Source organism: Pseudomonas syringae group sp. J309-1 (genome assembly GCF_032582135.1).
GTDB classification, from domain to species: domain Bacteria; phylum Pseudomonadota; class Gammaproteobacteria; order Pseudomonadales; family Pseudomonadaceae; genus Aquipseudomonas; species Aquipseudomonas quasicaspiana.
In genome coordinates this window covers 1-530 of record NZ_JAWHNU010000158.1, presented here as the reverse complement: position 1 = coordinate 530, position 530 = coordinate 1, and the positions used below count along the sequence as shown (strand labels likewise).

Annotated in this window: 1 protein-coding gene; it reads right to left on the bottom strand. The window is 63.0% G+C overall.

Annotated elements, in window-relative coordinates; translation table 11 throughout:
* Positions 1-297 precede the first annotated feature (297 nt).
* Positions 298-530: hypothetical protein (locus tag RX972_RS29220; protein ID WP_410478275.1), on the bottom strand; the 233-nt coding region annotated here is incomplete at its 5' end.

The window sequence follows — 530 nt, the reverse complement described above, 5'->3', positions numbered from 1 at the left end:
AAACGCACTCCATTCGACCGCGCGGAATTAGCCACCGGCGAGCTCTGACTCCGGCGGCCTCGCGCATGGGGGTGAGTGAAGCCTGCGGGGATGGCCGCACCGCCGCGCGGCCTGACAGCCGAGCACCGCGCCTACAACCTGCCCCAAGGCGACGCGTGCTCGGCTGTTCATTATTCAAACGACCTTCACCGTTCGAAGCATTGATCGTGAGAGCAACTTGCTTCGACGCTGAGAGCGTCGGCGAGGAAGATCATTCGGTGCGTGTCGTGGTGGCGGCCCCGTTGCGCTCTCTGCGCGTCAATGCGGCCGCGCGGGAGGTGCGATCAATTCCGTCGCATCGGGGATGTTGTGCAGCTTGTCGGGATTGCGAGTCACAAAGATCGCAACGACCCGTTCGTTCTCGATCTGCAGGGCGGTCGTTTGAACGAGGCCATCCTCGATGGTGATGAAGCCGGGCAAGCCGTTGATGGTTGCGTAGCGGATCAAGCGTGAGGGATGCACAACGAACAGGCGAGCGAGCCCCGCGAACC